Consider the following 17,274-nt stretch of genomic DNA (forward strand, 5'->3'; position numbering starts at 1 on the left):
CAGGTCTGCAACGGTTGGTCGTGACTCCGCGGCGAGAGCACCCGATCACGTCGGCGGGGGACAACTGTCCCGCGCCGACGCGGCGGCTACCCGAAGCGGACGGTGATGTCGGAGTGGCCGACGCGGATGCGGTCGCCGTCGGCGAGTTCCCAGCTGCTCACGGCCACGTCGTTGACGGTGGTGCCGTTGGTGGAGTTCAGGTCGTGCAGCAGCGCGACGTGGCCGTCCCAGCGGATCTCGACGTGGCGACGGGAGACGCCGGTGTCGGGGAGCCGGAACTGGGCGTCCTGGCCGCGGCCGATGACGTTGGAGCCGTCACGCAGCGCGAAGGTGCGGTTGCTGCCGTCCTCGAGGACCAGCGTGATGGCGGTCGGCGCGTATGCCGGTGCGGCCGTCGCGGCGCCGTAGCCCTGGTCGTACCCGCCGCCCTGGTAGCCACCCTGGTCGTAGCCGCCGCCCGCGTAGCCGGCCTGGTCGTGCTGCGGGTCGGCGTAGCCCTGCTGGTAGCCGCCGCGAGGCGCGTACCCGCCCTGGTCGTAGCCGCCCTCGCGGTATGCCTCGTCCCGGTAGCCCGGGTCGGCGTAGTTCGGTGCCGCGTCGCCCTGCTGGTAGCCGCGGTCGTAGTTCTGGTCGTAGCCGCCCTGGTCGTATCCGCCGGCCTGGCCGTAGCCGCCCTGCTGGTAGCCGCCACCGGTCCGGTAGGCGCCCTGGTCGTAACCGGGCTGCTGCTCGTACCCGGCGTTGCGGTCGTAGCCGCCACCCTGCTGGTAACCGGCGTCGCGGTAGCCGCGGTCGGCGTAGTTCGGGTCGGCGTCGGGCGCGGCGTATCCACCTGCGTCGGCTCCACCGCGGTAACCACCCTGTTCGTAGCCGCCCTGCTCATAGCCGGCGCCGTTGACATAGCCGCCCTCGGCGGGCGCGCCGTAGCCGCGATCGGACTCGGGTGGGTAGGCGCCCTGGCCGTAGCCGCGGTCACCCTGGTCGTAGCCCCGCTCGCCCTGGTCGTATCCGCCTGCGGGTTCGTAACCGCGACGCTGGTCCGGTCCTGAGTTCTGGGTCATCGGCAAGGCTCCTGCTTCTGAGTTCGGGTGTGAACCGTGTGCGGTCGGGTGGGGGCGCGGCCGTGCTGCGGCCGGTGGTGGCGCGGACACCCGAGAACCGACCGGTTGCGGGCGGACATCGGGGTCGACCGCACCGCGTGCGCGGAACTGACCGGTGTGCAGCGTCGGTGAGTGCTCGAACTCGACGATCACATCACCGTAGGTCTGCCACCCGTTGTCGCGGATGAAATGCTCCAAATGCTTGGAGAACGTCTTGCGGTTGAGCTCGTACTCGGCCGCCATCTGCTCGTGGTCGGTCGAGCTGACCACGACTGTGTAGCTGTTGGGCACGAGCTTTCCGCCGTCGCCGAGATCCTCGATGGAGTCCTCGGCCTCACGCTGCAGAGCGCCTTCGACCTCCTGGGGCGCGACCTTGCCCCCGAACACGCGGGCAAAACCGTCGTCGACCGCACCCTCGAGCTTGCGCTCGATTCGTTGCAGAATTCCCATGTCGGGGACCTCCCTTCGCGCCATCAGCGTGTCGCCGTGCTTCTTACGCCGTTTGATGATAGCGATTCAACTGGCCAATCGTGCCATCACGGCATCACCCGCCACGCTAGTCACAGGTGTCGCAGATGGGTAACCGGCCCCCGATCGGATGGACGCATCGCCCCGACCTGCGCATATGGATCACGCACCTGTGGCCGGGTGACGCCGGGACGCCGCAACGGATTCGACGACGACTGGGTGCAATGGTGCGGGCGTGACGATTTAAGTGCGGTGGGGACTGCGTGCTATCGTCTTGCAGTCCGTTTCTGCAGCGGATTTTTCACCGCCCGGTCGCTTCGACGGGCAAGTCACGGGCGAGTGGCGGAATGGCAGACGCGCTGGCTTCAGGTGCCAGTGTCCTTCGGGACGTGGGGGTTCAAGTCCCCCTTCGCCCACCATCAGGTTCGACGGGACAGCCCGGATCGCGACATGCGATCCGGGCTTTCTCGTCTCTCGGGCGCGGTCACGCGATCCGGCTTTACAAAATATTTGCAGTCCGTTGCTGTACTTCCCCCCGGCACCGCAGACCCTGGTGCCTCGACTCATCAGTGAGCATCGACGTCCGAAGGGGAAATCATGAACTCACCCACCACCACCCGCGCCCGCATCGGGGCCATCGCCGCGGCCGCGGCCGTGGTCGCCGGTGGCATCGGCCTCGCCACCCCGGCGGTCGCGAACGCGGCACCGGTCACCAAGACCATCACGATCGACGCCAAGACCGCAGGCGCGAACAACGTCTTCGCCCAGAGCGGTGTGACCGTGGCCGCGGGGTCGACGGTGTCGGTGACGGCGACCGGGACGGCGACCTTCGATCCCGGCTACACGACCGACGTCGCGGGGCCGAACGGCTTCTCGACCCTCAACTGCACCAGCTCGCCGGAGAGTCAGTGCGTGCTCGCCGACCGCCCCTTCATGGCGCTGGTGGGCAAGGTCGGCACCGCCGATCCCGTGCTGGTGGGTGCCGGCCCGACGACGCTGTCCGGCTCCGGCCCGCTGTCGTTCGCGTTCAACGACAACGTCGACGGCTTCGCCAACAACGAGGGTTCGTTCACCGTGACGATCACCTACACACCGCCGTGCACCGGGATCTTCTGCTTCGGATCGTGATCCCCGGCAGCACAACTCATCTGGAGAGACACTGAACCCGACGAGCCGGGCAGTCCCATCCAGGGTTGTCCGGCTCGTTCGTCGTTCGTCGTCGAGTGCCTCGCGACGGCGCTCAGCCCGCCAGCGAGTCGATGGCGAGGACGGCGGCGATGACCGCACCGATCATGAGGATGACCGACACGACGCGTGACGCGATCGGCAGCGCGCGTTGCATGCGGTCGAGCAGGCGCTGACCGGTCTCCTGCGGGAACAGTGTCAACGCGAGCAGCAGGCTCGTGACCGGGACGAGTGCGATCAGTACGAACACGACCGACACGACCACACGGACGACCGTGCCGTCGTCGGCCATCACCGCGATCGCCCCGTAGAACGGCGCCGACGTCAACGACTGGATCGCCCACGTGAGCAGTCCCAGCGCGAAGGCGCCGAGTGGACGCACCGTGCGTTGTACGGGGAGCGATGTGGGTGGACGACGGAAGCCCTGCACCGCCATCCCGAAGACGACGACGGCGATCACCAGCGCGATCACCGCGATCGCGGTCGGGGGGAACGCGTCGATCGCGCGATGGACGAGCCCGAGGATCACGGTGAACGAGAACGCCAGCGTGATCGCCAGTCCGCACACTCCGCCGACCACGAAGGCGCCTGCCGTCCGGACGTAGGCACCTCGCGACGGGGCGGAGACCCATACATAGGACACCGCGAGCAGAGCCAGGACGTTGATCGAGTCGACCGCCGCCAGCGGGACGATCGCAAGAATCGAGTTCATCGTCGCTGATTGTGCCGCAGGGGTGTGCCGCCCGAGACCACCAGGCACCGGCTGTGCACACTCAGCGCGCGTCGATGAACCCCATGATCGAGTTCGCGATGAGCTGCACGGCGATCGCGGCCAGCAGCAGACCGGCGATCTTGGCCACCAGCGTCACCCCGCCCACCCCGAGGATGCGGATCAGCACGGTGGAGAACCGCAGGACCAGGGCGAGAACGAGATGGACGGTGATGATCGCCGCGGCGATGGCGATGTAGGCCGCTCCGTGGCCGTCGGCCTGCGACACCGCGACGATGACCGCCGCGATGGCGCCCGGTCCGGCCAGCAGCGGGGTCCCCAGCGGCACCAGGGCCACGTTGACGCCGTCGGCGGCCTTGGGTGAGGACGCGTTGCCCTGCCCGGTCAGCAGCTGCAATGCGACGAGCAGCAACAGCAGACCGCCTGCGCCCTGCAGCGCCGGGACGCCGATGTGCAGGTAGCTGAGGATGAACTTGCCGCCGAGGGCGAACGTGCTGATCACCAGGAAGCTGATCGCGGGGGCCTGCCAGGCCGCACGGTGTCGCTCGGCGGGCGTCTGATGTCCCACCAGCGACAGGAAGATCGGGATCTGACCGGGCGGGTCCATGATCACGATCAGCGTGATGAGGACCGTTGTGTACTCGGTGACGTCGAAACCCACCTGAGCAGTGTGGGCCGCGACCGCCCGTCAGGCGAATCGCGGCCCGATCCGATCAGGCGGAGGCGGCGATCGGCGGCAGCGTGACGACCTGGCCGGCGTAGGCCAGACCCGCACCGAATCCCATCAGCAACGCGGTGTCGCCGGGCTTGGCCTCACCGCTGCGCAGGAGCTCTTCCATGGCCATCGGGATCGACGCGGCGCTGGTGTTGCCCGACTGCGAGATGTCGTTGGCGACGACCGTGTTGTCCGGGAACTTGAGCACGCGGACGAGTGCCTCGGTGATGCGGCTGTTGGCCTGGTGCGGGATGAACGCGTCGATGTCCTCCGGCGTGACGCCGGCGTTGTCGATGGCGTCACGGCAGGCCTTCTCGAGGAACGTGATCGCCCAGCGGAACACCGCGGGACCGTTCATGCGGATGTAGGGCCGGACCGACGTGCCGCCGGTGGCCTCGGCCTCGGCGACCTCGTCGAAGTACTGCCCGAAGTCCTTGTCCTGCTTGATGGCCGTGGTCTGCGAGCCGTCGCTGCCCCACGAGACCGGTCCGACGCCCTCGACGTCGGACGGTCCGATCACCACGGCACCCGCGCCGTCGGCGAAGATGAACGCGCAGCTGCGGTCGGTCGGATCCAACAGGTCGGTCAGTCGTTCGACGCCGACGACCAGTGCGTACTTGGCCGCACCGGAGCGGACCAGCCCCGCGGCCGTGGCCAGCGAGTAGCAGAACCCGGCACAACCGGCGCCGACGTCGAACGCCGCGCAGTTCTCGATGCCGAGTTCGGTGGCCAGGACGGCGCCCGCGGACGGACCGAGTACGAGCATCGACGATGTCGCGAGCACGATGGCGCCGATCTGCGCGGGGTCCACGCCGGAGGCCTCGAGGGCCTTGCGGGCCGCCGCGAGGCTCATGCTGACGATGGTCTCGTCGTCACCCGCGAAACCACGGGTCTTGATGCCCGAGCGGGTCTGGATCCACTCGTCGCTCGAGTCGATCGCCTCGATGATCTCCGAGTTCGGTACCGACCGGCGTGGACGGTAGACACCCAATCCCAGGATGCCGACGTGGTCGGTGGTCGATGCGGTCGAGATTCCGGCGGTCATCTACTTCTCCTCATGCACGAACGTCCGGTCCCCAACCACACCGGTGACTCCTGCCGCCGCACATGCGCACGGCGTCTCCTGCGAGCCTAAACTCCGTCGCGGGCCGTGACACACACGGTGCCGCTATTTCATGACGGGGAGGTCCCGGTCGATGCCGGTCGCGGTGATTCGTGGTGCGCAGCGCCACCACTGGAGCAACGAATGGCTGCATTCGGCGCAGTCGTTCCCGGTCACCGGCAACTTCGACCTCCAGGCCAACGCGTTCGGCGTGCTCATGGTGCACAACGAGGACGTCGTCGATGTCGGGTCCGGATTCGACACCCACCAGCACCGCGACTCCGAGATCGTCACCTGGCTGTTGGCGGGCAGCATCGAGCATCGCGACTCCAGCGGGCACAGCGGGGTGATCGTCCCGGGCCTGGTCCAGCGGATGACCGCGGGCCGCGGCATCACCCACTCCGAACGCAACGCGTCCACCCGGGCCGAGGGGCTCGCCGCGCACGTCGTGCAGATGTGGTTGCCGCCCGACACCGACGGACTCGATCCGAGCTACGCCGAGCGGGACTTCACCGCCGACCTCGCCGACGGGGCGTTGGTGCCGGTGGTGTCCGGGCTGCGCCGACACGCCGACACCCCGGCCGTGTCGATCGCCAATCGCTATGTCGCACTGCATGTCGCGCGCCTGCCGTCCGGGGTGCGGGTCGATCTGCCGCCCGCGCAGTTCGGGCACCTGTTCGTCGCGCGTGGCGAGGTGGAGGTCGACGGTGTCGGGGTCCTGGCCGCCGGCGACGTCACGCGCCACACCGACATGGCCGCCGACGGACCGGCCGCGGTGACGGCCGTGTCCGACGTCGAGATCCTCTACTGGGAGATGCACGCCTCGTTCGACCTCTGAGCCGGCGAGGACCCACCGGCACGGGTCCTGCGACCGATCACTGGCACTTCGACAAACAATTGGTGACACTGGATGTGCGTGCGCCCAAGTCGGGGCGGCCGGGGGGAGAGATCGATGGAGGGGCGGACCGAGGTCATCCGTCGCCTGCACCAGCAGGCGTACACCGTGATCAACGGGTTCTCGTCGAAGGTGCCCGCACACGACGACGCCCCGAGCGCTCCCGTCGAGCACGACATGGTGCACGGGTCGCGTCTCAACGTCGACCTGTACTTCCGCTACCTGCAGACGCGGACGATGCCGACGACCGAGGAGCTCGGTCCGCTCATCGAGCTCGCGCTCATGCGTCAGCGCGACGGCGTTCCCCTCGAGGAGATCCTGGCGGTGTACCAGGGCGGCGCGACGACGATCTGGGACCAGCTGACCGGTGCGTTGGTCGAGCAGGACAGCGCGTTCATGCTGGAATCCGCCGCCGCGCTGGTCCGGTACCTGACCACCGTCACCGGCCAGATCGCCGTCGCGTGCAGTCCGCTGATCGTCTCCGACCATGTGTGGACGCGAGGTGACGCGAAGCGCGCGGTCGCGACGGCACTGCTCAGTGGGGCCTCACCGCCGCCGGGAACCCTCGATCGCGCCGGCCCGCTGGCGAAGGCGTATGTGGTGGCGGCGTTCGAACCCGCCCCGCACTGCGATCCCCGCATCCTGCGCGAGATCCACACCCGCACCGCGGCGGACGACGGCGCGTTGACGGTGTCGGACACGTCGGGGTGGACGGCGTTGATCCCGGCGGCCGCAACCGATGTCGACGGGCGTGGGGCGGTCGAGGTCCTCGAGGGTTTCGTCCCGCGGTCCGACCTGTCGGAGGTGTCCCCGACGTTCTGGGCCGGTGTGTCCGCACCGGCCACCCCGACGGGCATCCCCGCCGCGCGGATCGAGGCCAGACACTGTGTCGCACAGCCCGGTTGCTCGAGCGGTCCGACAGCCTCTGCGTCGGTGACGACGTGCTGTTCCCGTACGTGGTGGCGACCGCTCGGCCCGCCCATCCGTACCTGGAGCGGGTCAGTGATGCACTGAGGTCGGATTCGGTTGCGCAGGAGACGTTGTGGACGTTCCTCGACAACTCGTGCAATCAGCTGGCGACGGCGCAGAGCATGCACATCCATCGCAACACCGTGGCCTACCGGTTGGCGCGGGTGGCGAAACTGACCGGACACGATCCCCAGGACCCCGAGGGCAGCTGGGTGTTGGCCGCGGCGCGACTGCACGGCCGTGATCGCGGGAACGTCGCCTCGGACGGCGACGCCCCGGAGACGTCGGGCTAGGAGTCCGAGACCTCGGGGTGGATCTCGAGGAGCGCGGCGTCGTCGACGAAGACGATGTGTCCACCGTCGATGTCCACGGCCCACCGGCGTGCGGTGGCCACCCGCTCGGTGCCGATCCCGACCGGGGTTCCGGCGAGGTCGCCGAAGTCGTCCACGATCACTCCGCGGGCTCCGACGCCGTCGCCGGTGTCGACGACGACCGTCAAGCCGATGGCGGGGTGGGTCTCGGGCTGCTCGGCGAGGGCAGTCGTCGGGCGCGTCGCACCTCGACCAGGCGTTTTCATGGATTCGACTATCTCACACCGTTGATAGTGTCAGTCGCCGGTGGCAGAAACGTGAGCGACGCCTCAGCGAGCTCGGAAGGAGACCTCAGTCGCCCAGCGACCCGCGTAGGAACTGACCGGAGACCGAGACGGCCGGGCTCGAGGAGTCGCCCCCGACGACCAGTGTCGCGAAGGCGACGTCGCCGAGGATGCCCGCGAACCAGCCGTGCGCACTCGAGTTGTCGCCGAACTCGGCGGTTCCGGTCTTGCCGCCGAGACCGGGGATGTCCCGCAACGACCGCGCCGTACCGGTGGTCACGGTGTCGCGCATCAACGACCGGATCTGCGACACCACCGCAGGGTCGAGAGCCGCGGGACGCTGGTCAGCGGTCGTGGTCTGACCCGACAGCAGCGACGGAAGGATCATCGAGCCGTGCGCCAGGCTCGCCTCGGCGACGGCGAGACCGAACGGGCTCGTGGTGACGCGTCCCTGGCCTATGCCGCTCTCGACGCGCTGTGCCGGGGTGTCGGCGGCGGGCACGCTCCCGGTCACCGTGGTGATCCCGGGTGCGACGAAGTCGACGCCGATGCCCAACCGGGCGGCGGTGTCGCGCAACGCCGTGGGACCGAGCTTGTCGGAGAGGGCGCCCATGGTGGTGTTGCACGACTGCGCGAAGGCCGTGCGCAGTGGCACGGTGCCGAGGTCGAACTCGTCCTCGTTGGGGATGGTGCGGTTCTCGATCGTCGCCCGACCGGGGCAGGGCAGCGGCGTGGCCGCGGTGACGTCGCCCGACTGCAGCGCGGCCGCGGTGGTCACCGTCTTGAACGTCGACCCGGGCGGATAGAGGCCCGACAGTGCGATCGGGCCCTGGCGGTCGGCGGCCGTGTTCTGCGCCACCGCGAGGATTCCGCCCGTCGACGCCGAGATCGCGACCAGTGCGGTCGGCTTGGTCTCGCCGGCCACCGCCTGCTGCGCCAGTCGCTGCAGCCGGAGGTCCATCGTCAACGGCACGGCGTCGACGTCGCCGGGCGCGCGGGTGGCCAGTCGGTCGACTGTGGTGCCCGCGCCGTCCACCAGGTCCACCGACCACCCGGCGCTGGCGGTGATCCGGTCGTTCCAGCGGTCCGGGATCTGCGCCAGGGCGGGGGAGCGCAGCGATCGGTCGACGGTGAGCAGCTTTCCCTGCTCGCTCACCGAGACGCCGGGTACGGCTCGCAGCCGACCGCGCACGGTCGCCAGGTCGGTCGCACGCAGCGTGACCACCGCGACCGAGTCGGAGCCGGCTGACTCGGCGGACGAGCGGATGGATCGCGCGGTGATGGACGGGTCGATCCGGTTCAGGATTCCGGCGAGGGCGGTCGATCGCGCCGCGGCCTGATCGCGCGCCACGGTGACGACCCCGACCGTCTGCCACGTCAGCAGCGGGAGACCACGACGGTCGGTCACCGGGGTCTCGAGGTCCTTGTCGTCGGAGTACTGAAAGCTCAATGCCCGCGTGAGGGCGGGATGCAGGAGTGTCGGGTCCCAGTGCACCCGCCACCCGTCGTCGTCGGTCGCGGTGGCCTCGGTGCGGTAGGCGAACTCCTTGCCGGGGCCGAAGGTCCACCGGAACTCCAGCGAGCCGCGACCGGACTTCGAGTCGACGCCCTCGGCGCGCACGCTGACCTTCTTGCCTGCCTTCTGCGCGGCCGCGCGATCACCGAAACCCATCCCGGCGTACATCGAGGTGATCGCGGCCCGCGCCGACGCCGCGTCGTCGGTGTGACCGGCCGCGGCGTCGACGTCGGTGGTCGTGAGGGCACTGGCGAGTGCGTCGTAGGTGTCGGCGGGGTCGTCGGCGAACAACGAGCACCCCGCGACCCCGAGCAGCGTCACGAGCAGGGCCACCAGAGCGCGGCGGGTTCGCACGGGTCGAGTCCCCTTCGGTCGGGCCGTGACGGACGGGCGACCGCCGCGACGTCGTTCACGAGTCTGTCCCGTCGGCGTCGTCCGGCACGGAGCGACACGGCGGCGGTGACCATCCGAATGCCGACCGGCGACGAATCCTTAGCAAACGTACCCACCCGGAGGTGATGACATGAGCTCCCACTCGGACGACCGCGGTCGCACCAGGGTCGAGTCGTCGAGAACCGTCCGACTCGGGGATGCCGCCGGAACTGCGGCCACTATCGTGCAGTTCGCGGACGGTTCGGTCGAGATCCGGACCGACGCCATGGACGCGGTGGGTCGCGCGGTTCGCGTTCACCCGGACGGCACGGCCCGCACCGTCGACCGATGAGACGAGCAAGTCGATCGTTCGATGTCCGTCGAGCGATCGACAACACATCTGTACGGGTGGGGCTATAGTCGATTGCTGATAGTGAATTATGTGCACGGGCCGCGTTCGGGGGGCCTCGCTACCGTGTCTGCTTTTCGGGTTCGAGCGACGCGTGACGGAGACATCGAGTGAATGACAAGCGTGTGACGACCGGTGAGACCGGTTCGGCAGTGCAGACCGTGGTCATCGGGCTCAGTGGGCACGCCGGTGTGCTGGTCGACGGCATGGGGCAGCCCGGTGAACGGGTCATCGAACTACTCAGTCGCGATGGACGCATGACGACGATCGTCCAGCGGCCGGACGGCGCGCTGGTGGTCGGGACCGACGGTCTCCGCGACGTCGCGCACGCGGTCCGCGTGTCGGCCGACGGCGGGGCCGAGCCCGTCCCGCTCGGTCAGCTCTGACGCCGCTCCTCGCGCGACGGCCGGCGGACGCCCCCCCCCGGTCAGGAACCCTTTTTGCTGACGAATCCCTCTTTGATCAACCAGTCCCGTGCGACCTCGGCGGGCTCCTTGCCCTGGACGTCGACCTGCAGGTTGAGGTCGGTGATCACGTCGTTGGTCAGCTTGTCCGACACCGGCGTCATCACCTTCTCGATGTCGGGATGCTCCTTGGCGTAGGCCTCGCGCATCACGATCGCGGCGTTGTAGTGCGGGAAGAACTGCTTGTCGTCGGTCAGCAGCTGCAGGCCGAGGGCCTTGATGCGCCCGTCGGTGGTGAACACCTCTCCGAACTTGCACTGAGTCGCGTCTGCGGTGGCCTGGTAGATGATGCCGGTCTGCAGGATCGACACCTGGGCCTTGGTCACCGGGAAGCCGTATGTGCTCGCCACACCCGGGAATCCGTCCTGGCGACTGCGGAACTCGGTCTCCAGACAGGTCCGCGCCGCACCCGGGTTCTTGTTGACCAGCGCTCCGTACTCACTCAGCGTCTTCACCCCGGTGCTCTTGATGACCTCGGGACTCGCCGCCAGCGCGTAGGTGTTGTCCATCGGCGCGACCGCGGTCCACACGATGTTGTTCTTCTTCAGGTCCTCGTCGCGTACGGCCTCGAACTGCTTGCGCGAGTCGGGGATCGGCTTCTCGTTGCCGAGATAGTTGATCCACCCGGTACCGGTGTACTCGTAGGTGACGTCGACCTGACCTTGCGTCTGGGAGTCGCGCGTGCTGCGCGAACCGACGATGCTGGTGAGGTCGCGGACGTCGGCACCGGCCGCCATCAACGAGAACTCGATGATGTAGCCGAGGATCACCTGCTCGGTGAACTCCTTGGAGCCGACGGTCACCTTGACCCCGTCGAGCGCGGGGATGTTCTTGATCGATCCGGCCCCCACGGTGAACGGCGGCGTACTGCCGGACGCGAGTCCGCAGGCCCCGATCGCAGCGGTCATCGAGGCGACGGCCGCGAGCAGGGTAGTGGCTCTGAGTGCGCGGCGTACGCGTCCCGGCCGTCGGTCTCGGTGTTGCAATGTGGTTGTCATACTCGCAATCCCTTTGGTCCCAGCCAGCGTTCGGCCAATGCGCCCACCCAGTCGACCATCAGAGCCAGGCAGGCTGCGAGCACGCTGCCCAGCACCAGGGCGACGTTGTCGCGCAGCTTGTAACCGGTGTCGATGAGGATGCCGAGGCCACCGGCGTCGACGAGGAAGCTCAGTGTCGCGGTGCCGACCGCGAGGACGAGCGAGGTGCGGAGCCCGGCCAGGATGTAGGGGATGGCGAGCGGGAACTCCAGGCGCACCAGGATTCCCATCTTCGACATGCCCTGACCCCGACCGGCGTCGATCACGGCGGGATCAACGCGCTCATAACCCAGGAGGGTGTTGGCGAGTACCGGCAGCAACGAGTAGATCGCGATCGGTATGACACCGATCCAGAACCCGGTCGTGGCGGTCCAGAGAAACAGGAGAACCAGCAAGCCGATGGCCGGCGTGGCCTGACCGATGTTCGCGATCGCGATGGCAATCGGGGCGAGACGGTGGAAACGGGGTCGGCTCAACACCGTTCCGAGCGGAACCGAGATGGCCACGACGATCGCGGCGACGACGAGACTGATAACCAGGTGTTGCCAGACCAACGAACTCACGTTGGAGCCGTTGATGGTCTCCTTCTGCGTCGCGGTGAGGTCGCGGGTGAACGCCCAGATCAGCACGGCCGCAGCGACGATCAGCACCAGGACGGGCTGGATGAACAGACGGAGTCTGCCCTCGCCCTTGGCGACCTCGGCGTCGACGGTGGTGGTCATTCCGGTTCCCTGGCTTCGGCGTCGGGTCCGGTCTCCACACGGATGTCACGAATCGCGGCCATCAGGGTCTCGATGGTCACGATGCCCTCGTATCTTCCGTTCTTGCCGGTGACGATGGCCGAGACGCAACCGGTGGACAGGATGGCCTCGAGCGCCTGCTGCAGCGTCGACGACATCGACACCAGGTCGGCGGGAACTCCGTTGTCGCGCAACGATCGAGCGTTGCGCAGGTGGTGGTCGCGTACCCAGCGCACCGGCCGGTCGCGATCGTCGAGGATGATCCCCCAGTTGTCGTCGGTCGCGTCGATGGCACGGGCGAGATCGTCGACCGGATCGTTCTCGTGGGCCGTCGGGCGTTGCTGTAGGTCGACGTCACGCACGCGCACCAATCCGAGCTGCTGCAGAAGTGCGCCGCCGCCGACGAATCCGGCGACCATCTCGGTGGCCGGGTTGGCCAGGATCGCCTCGGGGGTGTCGTACTGCTCGACGGTGGACCGATCACCGAGTACGGCGATCTTGTCACCGAGCTTGACGGCCTCACTGAAGTCGTGGGTGACGAACACGATCGTGGTGCCGATCTCGGCGTGCAGCCGGATCAGCTCGTCCTGCAACGACGCTCGCGTGATGGGGTCGACAGCACCGAACGGCTCGTCCATCAGCAGCACCGGGGGATCGGCGGCCAACGCCCTGGCGACACCGACACGCTGTTGCTGACCACCGGAGAGCTGGCGCGGGAACCGGTTGAGGTAGATGGCCGGGTCGAGGCCGACGAGGTGCAGCATCTCCTCGGTGCGGGCCGCGGTCTTCTTCTTGTCCCACTTGAGAAGACTCGGCACCATGCTGACGTTCTGCGCGATCGTCATGTGCGGGAACAGACCGGCCTGCTGGATGGAGTAGCCGATCGAGCGGCGTAACTCGTTGGCCGGGATGGACAGTGCGTCCTTGCCGCCGATGAAGATCGACCCCGACGTGGGTTCGATCAGTCGGTTGATCATCCGCATCGTGGTGGTCTTGCCGCATCCGGAGGGGCCGACGAACACGACGATCTCGCCGGCGTTGATGGTGAGCGAGAAGTCGTCGACCGCCGCGGCCTTCTGGCCCGGGTACCGCTTGGTCACCGAATCGAGGACGATGTCGACCCCGGCCGCGTTTTCCGCGCGTTGGGGAACTGCCTTCTGGGAGGTGGTCATGTCAGTCACGTAGTCCTTTCGACGTCGTGAGGCGGCCGATGAGGATGTAGATGGCGTCGAGAATCAGCGCCAGGACGACGATGAGGATGGTTCCGGTCAACGCCATCGGGATGGCGGTGGGGCTGCCGATGCGGGCGAGCGCGGAGAAGATGAGGTTGCCCAGGCCCGGCCCCTTCGCGTACGCCGCGATGGCCAGGATGCCCATCGCCAGCTGCGAGCTGACGCGCATCCCGGACAGGACGGCCGGCCAGGCCAGTCGGAGTTCGATGCGGTACAGCGTCTGTACTCGCGACATCCCGGTACCCCGGGCGGCATCGATCAGGGCGGGATCGATCGACGAGAGAGCGACGATCGTGTTGCGGATGATCGGCAAGAGCGAATAAAGGACCAGCGCAATGACACTGGGCGTGACGCCGAGATGGAAGATCGGGATCAGCAGGCCCAGGAGCGCAAATGACGGAATTGTTAGGATCACCGACGACAGCGAGTTGGCCAGCGCGGATGCGGTGGCGCTGCGGTAGGACGCGATGCTGATGATCAATGCGATCAGGGTCGCGAGAATGACGCTCTGAACCACCGCGCTGACGTGCTGATATGAGTCGAAAAGCAGCTGTCGGCGATGATCAGTGAAGTATGTCCACACTGAATCCACGAGTCGATCCTCACTGCTGATGCCCCTGAATGGGGTGGAAACGTCGAATCATGCGAGCACGATGGGCGGTGATCCGCCGGGTTCTCGACGTGGACCGCAGGTGGTCGGGCGCAAAGGATCCTTCGGCCGACCGGGTTGCGATCAGTATGCGCCAAACCTTTCGAGATGGTGCGTCCCACGGCGAAACTGGCTGGATAGCTATGTGAAAGGCCGACCATGACAGCGATACTCGAGACCCCCGGAGTCCATTCCTCCTCGCACACCCCGTTTCGCGTGACCAAGCTGGGTCACAACCTGGGTGCACGGATCGACGGACTCCACATCCATGCCGATCTCGACGCCGCGACCGTCGCCGCGATCGCCCGCGTCGTCGCCGTTCACAAGGCCGTGATCATCACCGGCCAGCACCACATCGACGACGACGCGCAGTACGCGTTCGGGCAGCGCCTCGGCGTCCCGACCAAGGCACACCCGACGGTCCTGTCCCGTGGGGAGGACCTGCTGCCCCTCGAGGGCGCGGCCAACTCGTGGCACACCGACGTCACCTTCGTCGACCGCATCCCGAAGATGTCGATCCTGCGCGCGGTGGTTCAGCCGGAGTACGGCGGAGCGACGATGTGGGCCTCGACGGTCGCCGGTTACGCGGCTCTGCCGGAGCCGCTGCGCCTGCTCGCCGACAACCTCCGAGCCGTGCACACCAACGACTACGACTACGCCGAACACCTGACCGTGGGTGACAGCAGCGACCCCGAGTACCGCGCGGAGTTCCACAAGACCATCTTCCGGACGGAGCACCCGGTCGTCCGCGTACATCCCGAGACCGGCGAGCGCGCACTGACCCTCGGTCATTTCGTGGAGTCCTTCGTGGGACTGAAGACCTCGGAGACCGCCGACATCCTGCGTCTGCTGCAGGCGCGGATCGAGCGCCCCGACAACACCTTCCGGTGGAACTGGAACGCGGGCGACCTGGCGATCTGGGACAACCGCTCCACGCAGCACTACGGCGTCGCCGACTTCGGTTCGGCCTACCGCAAGGTCAACCGGGTCACGCTGGCCGGCGACATCCCGGTGGGCGTCGACGGTCGACCGTCGGTGTCGCTCAACGGCGATGCGTCCGGCTACTCCGTGGTCGACACCGCGCGTCGGATCCCGGACTTCGAGCCGGCGAGCGATCGCAGCATCCGCGACTTCTGAGCCCTCGAGTCCGTTCGGGGTCGGCCCTCGGTGGGTACTGTCGACGACACACGCGTCGAGAGGACCAGACACATGGCACGAGATGTCGAGGCCGTCGCCCACACGATCGCCCAGATCGCGGGCGAGTACCCGCAGCGGTCGGCCCTGGCGTTCGACGCCGACGGGAAGCTGATCGACTGGCAGGAGACCGACGACGGTCCCTGGGTCAACGGTGCGCACGCAGGCGAGCGGATCTTCGTCGTCGGCGGCGGTGCGAGTGAATCCGACGTCCGATCGCAGGTCGCCGAATCCGGCGACCGCTGAGCACGACACCGACCCGAGGAGACCGATGGTCCAGGTAGCACGCACGTTCACGGTGGCGAAAGACCGCGCGACGGTGGTCGGGTTCCTCCGCGACTTCACCAACGCGACGCAGTGGGATCCGGGCAGCCAGGACAACGTCCAGACCACCCCCGGGCCCGTGGCGCTCGGGACGGTCTGGCACAACACCTCCAAGCTCGTCGGTGTCACGACCGAACTCGACTACACGCTGGTCTGCGACGACGCCGACCGCCTGCGGTTCGAGGGGAAGAACAAGACCGCCGTGACCAGCGACGACCTCTCGTTCGCCGACGCGAAGGGCGGCGTTACCGAGATCACCTACCGCGCGAACGTGTCGTTGAACGGGGCGGGAAAGATCGCCGAGCCGATCATGTGGCTGGTGTTCCAGCAGATCGCGGGCAAGACCGTCAAGCAGATCACCGAGGTCGTCGAGAAGCTCTGACGCCGAGGCCGACGACGACCGGACAGCATCGGGTCCGCCGGGTTACCGTGTCCACGGACCGTACGGGTGAACAGCCCACACGGAACCGCACGGCAGTCGTATCGGGGGAGTGGCGCAGGCATGAGGGTTCCCTTTTCGCTGCCGTCGAGACCCGTTCATCCAGTCGCGCCCGAGCGTGAGGCGCGACTGGAGAAGGTCGCCCGTCGCGCCATCGGCATCGGTGCGGCCAACTTCGGCCTGGTCGCCGTCCTCACCCGGATCTATCTCGACAGCTCCACCCTGTCGGATGTCGTGGCCGTCGGTTTCGCCGGCCTGGCCGTCGCCTCCGCGGTGGTCTGGTTCACGACGCGGTTCTGGGTCCGCGGCGTCGGCGCGCGGATCTTCGGCGTCTTCGCCGACGTCGGCACCCTCTGCGTACTCCTGACCATCGGGCCCAGCAGCGACGCCGTCGTCGGATGCGTGTTGTTCGCCGTGACCGGTGTCTTCTTCATGTTCTACCTGTCCCGACGCTGGCTGTTGACGCACGTGGCGTTCGCCGGGACCGTCACGGTCGCCTTCGCGGTGCACGCAATCGTCGAGGGCGCGGGCTTCTGGGAGATGGTGGTGCGCGCCGATGTCGTGCTCGCCGCGGTGGTCGGTACCGCGACGACGACCCACCTCGCCTGGACGACGATGCGCCGTCGCGCCCGGATGGCGGGCACCGACGCCCTGACCGGGGTCCGCAACGTCCGGGGCATGTGGCACGACGCGGTCCCGATGCTCGTCGAGGCCGACGCCCTCGGTGACGCCGTGGTGGTCGCGGTCGCCGACATCGACGGGTTCAAATCCGTCAACGACGCACACGGTCACGACGTGGGCGATCAGGTGCTGGTCGAGGTGGCACATCGACTCGCCGATCACGTCGGGTCGGCCGGGTTCGTCGCCCGCAGCGGTGGGGAAGAGTTCACCGCGGTCATCGCCGGGCCGCTCGATCAGATCCGCGGCATCGTCGCCTCACTGCCGACCACGGTCGACGGCGGCGACACCCATCCGACCGTGACGATGAGTGTGGGTGCCGTCATCGCGAACCCGTTGCTCGAGGTCTCGGGCCCGGACGCGGCCCGCGAGGCGCACCGTCAGGCGGACCGGATGATGTACGAGGTGAAACGGTCCGGCGGCGCCGGTGTCGGCCTGCACTTCTAGCGCCGGGTAGAACG

20 protein-coding genes and 1 tRNA gene are annotated in these 17,274 nt (G+C 68.0%); 11 read left to right on the forward strand and 10 right to left on the reverse strand.

Annotation, left to right across the window (positions count from 1 at the left end; all coding sequences use genetic code 11):
* Nucleotides 1-86: 86 nt before the first annotated feature.
* The gene (locus tag LX13_RS09860; RefSeq protein ID WP_253661155.1) at nt 87-1,550 is read right to left on the reverse strand and encodes an FHA domain-containing protein; all 1,464 of its coding nucleotides are present in this window, start codon (nt 1,548-1,550) and stop codon (nt 87-89) included.
* Nucleotides 1,551-1,901: 351 nt separating this feature from the next.
* Here LX13_RS09860 and LX13_RS09865 point away from each other — a divergent pair.
* Both LX13_RS09865 and LX13_RS09870 read left to right on the forward strand, forming a co-directional pair.
* Nucleotides 1,902-1,987: transfer RNA gene (locus LX13_RS09865), tRNA-Leu, on the forward strand.
* Between the two features lie 178 nt (nt 1,988-2,165).
* Entirely contained in the window at nt 2,166-2,696 is a 531-nt protein-coding gene (locus LX13_RS09870; protein ID WP_253661156.1) for a hypothetical protein, read from the forward strand.
* 112 nt (nt 2,697-2,808) lie between these two features.
* Here the strand turns inward: LX13_RS09870 and LX13_RS09875 are convergent, their stop codons facing one another.
* The 3 genes from LX13_RS09875 to LX13_RS09885 form a co-directional block, all read right to left on the reverse strand.
* Nucleotides 2,809-3,465, reverse strand: coding sequence for a hypothetical protein (locus LX13_RS09875; RefSeq protein ID WP_253661157.1), 657 nt, complete (start codon nt 3,463-3,465; stop codon nt 2,809-2,811).
* A 61-nt stretch (nt 3,466-3,526) separates the two neighbouring features.
* On the reverse strand, nt 3,527-4,144 hold the full coding sequence (locus LX13_RS09880) for a MarC family protein (RefSeq protein WP_253661158.1): 618 nt from the start codon (nt 4,142-4,144) through the stop codon (nt 3,527-3,529).
* A gap of 52 nt (nt 4,145-4,196) precedes the next feature.
* The gene (locus LX13_RS09885) at nt 4,197-5,243 is read right to left on the reverse strand and encodes a beta-ketoacyl-ACP synthase III (RefSeq protein ID WP_253661159.1); all 1,047 of its coding nucleotides are present in this window, start codon (nt 5,241-5,243) and stop codon (nt 4,197-4,199) included.
* Nucleotides 5,244-5,394: 151 nt separating this feature from the next.
* Between LX13_RS09885 and LX13_RS09890 the strand changes: the two genes are divergently transcribed.
* The 3 genes from LX13_RS09890 to LX13_RS09900 all read left to right on the forward strand — a co-directional run bounded on the left by LX13_RS09890 (nt 5,395) and on the right by LX13_RS09900 (nt 7,457).
* On the forward strand, nt 5,395-6,138 hold the full coding sequence (locus tag LX13_RS09890; protein ID WP_253661160.1) for a pirin family protein: 744 nt from the start codon (nt 5,395-5,397) through the stop codon (nt 6,136-6,138).
* Between the two features lie 114 nt (nt 6,139-6,252).
* Entirely contained in the window at nt 6,253-7,209 is a 957-nt protein-coding gene (locus tag LX13_RS09895) for an RsbRD N-terminal domain-containing protein (protein ID WP_253661161.1), read from the forward strand.
* A complete protein-coding gene (locus LX13_RS09900) occupies nt 7,137-7,457 on the forward strand; it encodes a PucR family transcriptional regulator (protein WP_253661162.1) in 321 nt (106 codons plus the stop codon). Before LX13_RS09895 ends, LX13_RS09900 begins: the two co-directional genes overlap by 73 nt.
* On the opposite strand, the gene LX13_RS09905 is transcribed toward LX13_RS09900, so the two are convergent.
* Both LX13_RS09905 and LX13_RS09910 read right to left on the reverse strand, forming a co-directional pair.
* Nucleotides 7,454-7,741, reverse strand: coding sequence for a hypothetical protein (locus tag LX13_RS09905; RefSeq protein ID WP_253661163.1), 288 nt, complete (start codon nt 7,739-7,741; stop codon nt 7,454-7,456). The two genes, LX13_RS09900 and LX13_RS09905, sit on opposite strands and share 4 nt — an antisense overlap.
* An 85-nt stretch (nt 7,742-7,826) precedes the next feature.
* Nucleotides 7,827-9,629 carry a penicillin-binding transpeptidase domain-containing protein gene (locus LX13_RS09910; RefSeq protein WP_253661164.1) on the reverse strand — a complete coding sequence of 601 codons (1,803 nt, stop codon included), beginning with the start codon at nt 9,627-9,629 and terminating at the stop codon, nt 7,827-7,829.
* Nucleotides 9,630-9,798: 169 nt separating this feature from the next.
* Here LX13_RS09910 and LX13_RS09915 point away from each other — a divergent pair, with 169 nt between their 5' ends.
* Together LX13_RS09915 and LX13_RS09920 are read left to right on the forward strand one after the other, a co-directional pair.
* Nucleotides 9,799-9,999, forward strand: coding sequence for a hypothetical protein (locus LX13_RS09915; RefSeq protein ID WP_253661165.1), 201 nt, complete (start codon nt 9,799-9,801; stop codon nt 9,997-9,999).
* 167 nt (nt 10,000-10,166) lie between these two features.
* The gene (locus LX13_RS09920) at nt 10,167-10,442 is read left to right on the forward strand and encodes a hypothetical protein (RefSeq protein ID WP_253661166.1); all 276 of its coding nucleotides are present in this window, start codon (nt 10,167-10,169) and stop codon (nt 10,440-10,442) included.
* Nucleotides 10,443-10,483: 41 nt separating this feature from the next.
* On the opposite strand, the gene LX13_RS09925 is transcribed toward LX13_RS09920, so the two are convergent.
* The 4 genes from LX13_RS09925 to LX13_RS09940 form a co-directional block, all read right to left on the reverse strand.
* On the reverse strand, nt 10,484-11,428 hold the full coding sequence (locus LX13_RS09925; protein WP_253661167.1) for a glycine betaine ABC transporter substrate-binding protein: 945 nt from the start codon (nt 11,426-11,428) through the stop codon (nt 10,484-10,486).
* A gap of 86 nt (nt 11,429-11,514) precedes the next feature.
* Nucleotides 11,515-12,279: an ABC transporter permease gene (locus LX13_RS09930; RefSeq protein ID WP_253661168.1), complete on the reverse strand. Its 765-nt coding sequence runs from the start codon at nt 12,277-12,279 to the stop codon at nt 11,515-11,517.
* Nucleotides 12,276-13,469, reverse strand: coding sequence for an ABC transporter ATP-binding protein (locus tag LX13_RS09935; protein WP_188487452.1), 1,194 nt, complete (start codon nt 13,467-13,469; stop codon nt 12,276-12,278). The genes LX13_RS09930 and LX13_RS09935 overlap by 4 nt, the downstream gene beginning before the upstream one ends.
* Before the next feature lies 1 nt (nt 13,470).
* Complete coding sequence (locus tag LX13_RS09940; RefSeq protein WP_188487450.1) at nt 13,471-14,121, reverse strand: ABC transporter permease; 651 nt, start codon at nt 14,119-14,121, stop codon at nt 13,471-13,473.
* 216 nt (nt 14,122-14,337) lie between these two features.
* Here LX13_RS09940 and LX13_RS09945 point away from each other — a divergent pair, with 216 nt between their 5' ends.
* The 4 genes from LX13_RS09945 (at nt 14,338) to LX13_RS09960 (ending at nt 17,260) form a co-directional block, all read left to right on the forward strand.
* Nucleotides 14,338-15,315, forward strand: coding sequence for a TauD/TfdA dioxygenase family protein (locus LX13_RS09945; RefSeq protein ID WP_253661169.1), 978 nt, complete (start codon nt 14,338-14,340; stop codon nt 15,313-15,315).
* A gap of 72 nt (nt 15,316-15,387) precedes the next feature.
* Nucleotides 15,388-15,618, forward strand: a complete 231-nt coding sequence (locus tag LX13_RS09950) for a hypothetical protein (protein ID WP_253661170.1) — start codon at nt 15,388-15,390, stop codon at nt 15,616-15,618.
* A 25-nt stretch (nt 15,619-15,643) separates the two neighbouring features.
* Complete coding sequence (locus LX13_RS09955; RefSeq protein WP_253661171.1) at nt 15,644-16,078, forward strand: SRPBCC family protein; 435 nt, start codon at nt 15,644-15,646, stop codon at nt 16,076-16,078.
* A gap of 120 nt (nt 16,079-16,198) precedes the next feature.
* Nucleotides 16,199-17,260 carry a GGDEF domain-containing protein gene (locus LX13_RS09960; protein ID WP_253661172.1) on the forward strand — a complete coding sequence of 354 codons (1,062 nt, stop codon included), beginning with the start codon at nt 16,199-16,201 and terminating at the stop codon, nt 17,258-17,260.
* Nucleotides 17,261-17,274: the final 14 nt, after the last annotated feature.

Origin of the sequence: Williamsia maris (assembly GCF_024171815.1) — a bacterium.
Taxonomy (GTDB): Bacteria; Actinomycetota; Actinomycetes; order Mycobacteriales; family Mycobacteriaceae; genus Williamsia_A; species Williamsia_A maris.

Coding starts and splice junctions, on each gene's coding strand:
- LX13_RS09945 (WP_253661169.1), top strand. CDS start 14,338: ATGACAGCGATACTCGAGACCCCCGGAGTCCATTCCTCCTCGCACACC.
- LX13_RS09885 (WP_253661159.1), bottom strand. CDS start 5,243: ATGACCGCCGGAATCTCGACCGCATCGACCACCGACCACGTCGGCATC.
- LX13_RS09905 (WP_253661163.1), bottom strand. CDS start 7,741: ATGAAAACGCCTGGTCGAGGTGCGACGCGCCCGACGACTGCCCTCGCC.
- LX13_RS09870 (WP_253661156.1), top strand. CDS start 2,166: ATGAACTCACCCACCACCACCCGCGCCCGCATCGGGGCCATCGCCGCG.
- LX13_RS09960 (WP_253661172.1), top strand. CDS start 16,199: ATGAGGGTTCCCTTTTCGCTGCCGTCGAGACCCGTTCATCCAGTCGCG.
- LX13_RS09895 (WP_253661161.1), top strand. CDS start 6,253: ATGGAGGGGCGGACCGAGGTCATCCGTCGCCTGCACCAGCAGGCGTAC.
- LX13_RS09930 (WP_253661168.1), bottom strand. CDS start 12,279: ATGACCACCACCGTCGACGCCGAGGTCGCCAAGGGCGAGGGCAGACTC.
- LX13_RS09925 (WP_253661167.1), bottom strand. CDS start 11,428: ATGACCGCTGCGATCGGGGCCTGCGGACTCGCGTCCGGCAGTACGCCG.
- LX13_RS09875 (WP_253661157.1), bottom strand. CDS start 3,465: ATGAACTCGATTCTTGCGATCGTCCCGCTGGCGGCGGTCGACTCGATC.
- LX13_RS09890 (WP_253661160.1), top strand. CDS start 5,395: ATGCCGGTCGCGGTGATTCGTGGTGCGCAGCGCCACCACTGGAGCAAC.
- LX13_RS09955 (WP_253661171.1), top strand. CDS start 15,644: ATGGTCCAGGTAGCACGCACGTTCACGGTGGCGAAAGACCGCGCGACG.
- LX13_RS09935 (WP_188487452.1), bottom strand. CDS start 13,469: ATGACCACCTCCCAGAAGGCAGTTCCCCAACGCGCGGAAAACGCGGCC.
- LX13_RS09950 (WP_253661170.1), top strand. CDS start 15,388: ATGGCACGAGATGTCGAGGCCGTCGCCCACACGATCGCCCAGATCGCG.
- LX13_RS09915 (WP_253661165.1), top strand. CDS start 9,799: ATGAGCTCCCACTCGGACGACCGCGGTCGCACCAGGGTCGAGTCGTCG.
- LX13_RS09860 (WP_253661155.1), bottom strand. CDS start 1,550: ATGGGAATTCTGCAACGAATCGAGCGCAAGCTCGAGGGTGCGGTCGAC.